Annotated in this window: 4 protein-coding genes; all 4 read left to right on the plus strand. The window is 47.6% G+C overall.

Features of this window, described 5'->3' with window-relative positions; genetic code table 11:
• Positions 1–12: 12 nt before the first annotated feature.
• Positions 13–177, plus strand: coding sequence for a DUF4440 domain-containing protein (locus tag WBV75_RS08080; RefSeq protein ID WP_424120128.1), 165 nt, complete (start codon positions 13–15; stop codon positions 175–177).
• Between the two features lie 144 nt (positions 178–321).
• Positions 322–657: a PadR family transcriptional regulator gene (locus WBV75_RS08085; protein ID WP_424120125.1), complete on the plus strand. Its 336-nt coding sequence runs from the start codon at positions 322–324 to the stop codon at positions 655–657.
• 1 nt (position 658) lies between these two features.
• Positions 659–2386 (plus strand): PspC domain-containing protein, encoded by a 1728-nt coding sequence (locus tag WBV75_RS08090; RefSeq protein WP_424120126.1) that lies wholly within the window; start codon positions 659–661, stop codon positions 2384–2386.
• Positions 2387–2541: 155 nt separating this feature from the next.
• Positions 2542–3264, plus strand: coding sequence for a head GIN domain-containing protein (locus WBV75_RS08095; RefSeq protein ID WP_424120127.1), 723 nt, complete (start codon positions 2542–2544; stop codon positions 3262–3264).
• The last annotated feature ends 146 nt before the right edge of the window (positions 3265–3410 follow it).

The following is a 3410-nucleotide window of genomic DNA, read 5'->3' on the forward strand; positions in this document are numbered from 1 at the left end:
GTCGAAGACAGTTTGGAAGTACATGAAATTGCAGGGTTTGGAGCTGTAGAAATCGGATACCATAAATTTTATAACAATCAGGAGCCCGATGCCCTGTCCAATCCCAGCCGGTTTATAACAGTTTGGAAAAACACGGAAGGAAACTGGAAAATGCATCGGATCATCAGTTTACACTAATAAAGCGTACGAAAGTTTATTTATCAATCGAAAAATCAATCATCAATCATCAATCAAGTAAACATCTATTATGAAATCTCAAAAAACGAACAGTTAACCCCGATCTCTGCTCCGTAAAGCAGGAGATCAAAGAAGCGACAAATTATGAATGTAGAAAATACAAAAGCACAAATGCGCAAGGGGGTACTGGAGTACTGCATCTTGTCTATCCTCAGTGAGGACGACAAGTATGCCTCAGAAATCCTGAGCACCCTGAAGGACGCAAAAATGCTCGTCGTGGAGGGTACGATCTACCCTTTGCTGACCCGCCTGAAAAATGCTGGGTTACTGAGCTACCGCTGGGAAGAATCCAGTTCCGGCCCGCCCAGAAAGTACTACGGCCTCACAGAGACCGGCAAGTTATTTCTGAAAGAACTCAATACCACCTGGGATGAACTCCGTACGGCGGTTAATGTGGTAACCAACGCTAAAAAGAAGTAAGATGAACAAGACAGTAAATATAAATTTGGCGAACATGCTTTTTCACATCGATGAAAATGCATATCAAAAGCTGCAGCGCTACCTGGAGGCTATAAAACGCTCCTTTGCCGGGACTACAGGAAGCGACGAGATCATTGCCGATATCGAGGCCCGTATCGCGGAACTTTTCTATGAAAAAATGGAAAATGAGCGGCAGGTCATCACGGCGAAAGAAGTCGATGAAGTCATCACAATCATGGGCCAGCCCGAGGACTACCATATCGACGAGGAAATTTTTGAAGATGCCCCTTCCGGCTCACGACCCACCGGCCCGTCCAGGGTGAAAAAACTCTACAGGGATATCGACCGCAAATACATCGGCGGGGTGTGCGCCGGCCTGGAATACTATATCGGGTTGGACGCCCTATGGATACGATTGATCTTCCTGTTCCTCGCGATTTTCGCGGGAGGATTTGGCCTGATCGCGTATATCATCCTTTGGATCCTGGTACCTGAGGCAGTAACGACTGCCCAGAAGCTGGACATGACCGGGGAACCGGTCAATATCAGCAATATCGAAAAAAAGGTAAAGGAGGGTTTCGACGGGGTGGCTGATAAAGTCCGGAGCGTGGATTACGACAAGGTGGGAAATCAGGTAAAAAGAACGGGGAAATCCTTTTTTGATACCGTAGGTGACATCATCTTGTTTTTGTTTAAGGTCTTCGGAAAATTTATCGGGATCCTCCTGATTATTATTGGTGCAGCCACCCTTATAGGGCTTTTTATAGGACTCTTTACAGTAGGGCTTATCGATGTGGTACACATTCCGGGAGTAGATTTTCTCAGCATGGTAAACTCCACGAATGCGCCTGTCTGGGTTGTCTCCCTGTTGATGTTCTTTGCCCTGGGCATCCCGTTTTTCTTCCTGATGTATCTCGGGTTACGCATTTTGGTCAATAACCTGAAGTCTATCGGAAATATTGCCAAATTCTCCCTGCTGGGCCTCTGGCTGATCTCCCTGATTGCCCTCGCGGTACTGGGAATCAAACAAGCTTCAGCTCATGCCTATACCGGCAGTGTCAGTGAGCGCGATACCCTGACGTCAGCTCAGGCACCGGATACGCTGAGGGTGAAGTTTCAGGTTTCAGATTATAATGAACTCTCCACAGCTACTATGGGGGGAGTTGAAATCCGTTATGACGAGGCCGATAACGCCCTGCTCTACTCAAACGACCTGCTTATGGATATTCAACAGGCTGAAGATACCGTCCTCAGTCTGAGGGTTCGCAAAGATGCCGATGGCAGTTCCTACCAGAACGCCAGGGACCGCGCCGGGCAGATCGATTACAATTATTCTTTTTCCGGAAATACCCTGACCCTGGACGATCATTTTACCACAGCGGTCAAGAATAAAATTCGGGATCAGGAAATCCGACTGACGCTATTTGTACCGGAAGGAACGGTGCTGAGTTTTAATTCGAACTCAGCGGATTACATGGGCCGGCGTACGCGAACCGACAGGGACATGTATCGCAAGCGCATTGTAAACTACACTTGGGTTATGGGTGCTGATGGAATGCTAAATTGCCAGAACTGTATAGAGGAATCGGATGACGAGGATTCAGACGGGAAAGGACATATTATAATCGATGAGAACGGGATTGATATAGATGTTCAGGATTCCAGGGATACCTTTAAAATGAAAATTGACGAGGATGGAATCAAGGTAAAAGCAAGGGAAAATGACTGATTCTGCAATTCAGGTTAGAAATACGACAATTCAGTATGGTTTCCTGTGGTCTTTGACTTCAGGCACCGACATTTACAACATCAAAACAAGCTAAAAACCCGGAGCTCTAAAATTATCCGGACGCCGGGTAGATCAAACATCAAAAAACGCACATCATGACAACACTAGCAAGATTTACCATCGCAATTATCCTCGCCCTGCTCACCTCCTCCTGTATGATGGATGTGAACTTTGGCAGCGGCGTAACCGGAAACGGAGACGTGGTCAAAGAGAGCCGGGACATTACCGAACCCTTCACCGCGGTTTCCGCCTCCGAAGGCCTGGACGTTTATGTCACCCAGGCGGCGGACTTTAAAATCCGTGTAGAAGCCGACGAAAATGTAATCGATTTAATCGGCACGGACATCCGGGATGGCAAACTGAAAGTCCATGCCATTGAGAACATCGGAAGAGCCACCAAAAAAGTCTATATCAGCATGCCGGAAATTACAGCTCTGGAAGCCAACAGCGGGGCTGACCTGGTAGGAGAAGGCCTGATAGAGGCAGACAAGGTAAGTCTGGATTCCAGCAGTGGTGCCGGTTTGAAAGTTGAATTAGTAGCGGATCAAATCGAAGCGGAGAGCAGTTCCGGAGCGGACATCCGACTCGGCGGACGGGCCAATCTTTTGTATGCCGATGCCAGTAGTGGTTCAGATATCAAGGCTGAAGAACTGGAGGCGAAAATTTGCCGCGCCAATGCCAGCAGCGGAGCGGATATCCGGGTCAATGTCTCCGAAGAGCTCACGGCAGATGCGAGCAGTGGAGGCGATATTGGCTACAATGGAGATCCCAAAGTAGACTCCCGAAAATCAGCCTCTGGGAGCGTCTACAGAAATTAAGTCGACTAAGGGCATTCCAATTTCCTAAAGTTTTTTTCTTAAACCCCGGCCGCGAGCGCCGGGGTTTTTTTAGGCTTTGTATTCAGAGATTTGATTATTTTAGGGATTCAAAAATTGTAACCCTTGAAATTAGCACTACGTCCCTA

The sequence above is a fragment of the Robiginitalea sp. genome, assembly GCF_049588695.1.
GTDB lineage: Bacteria > Bacteroidota > Bacteroidia > Flavobacteriales > Flavobacteriaceae > Robiginitalea.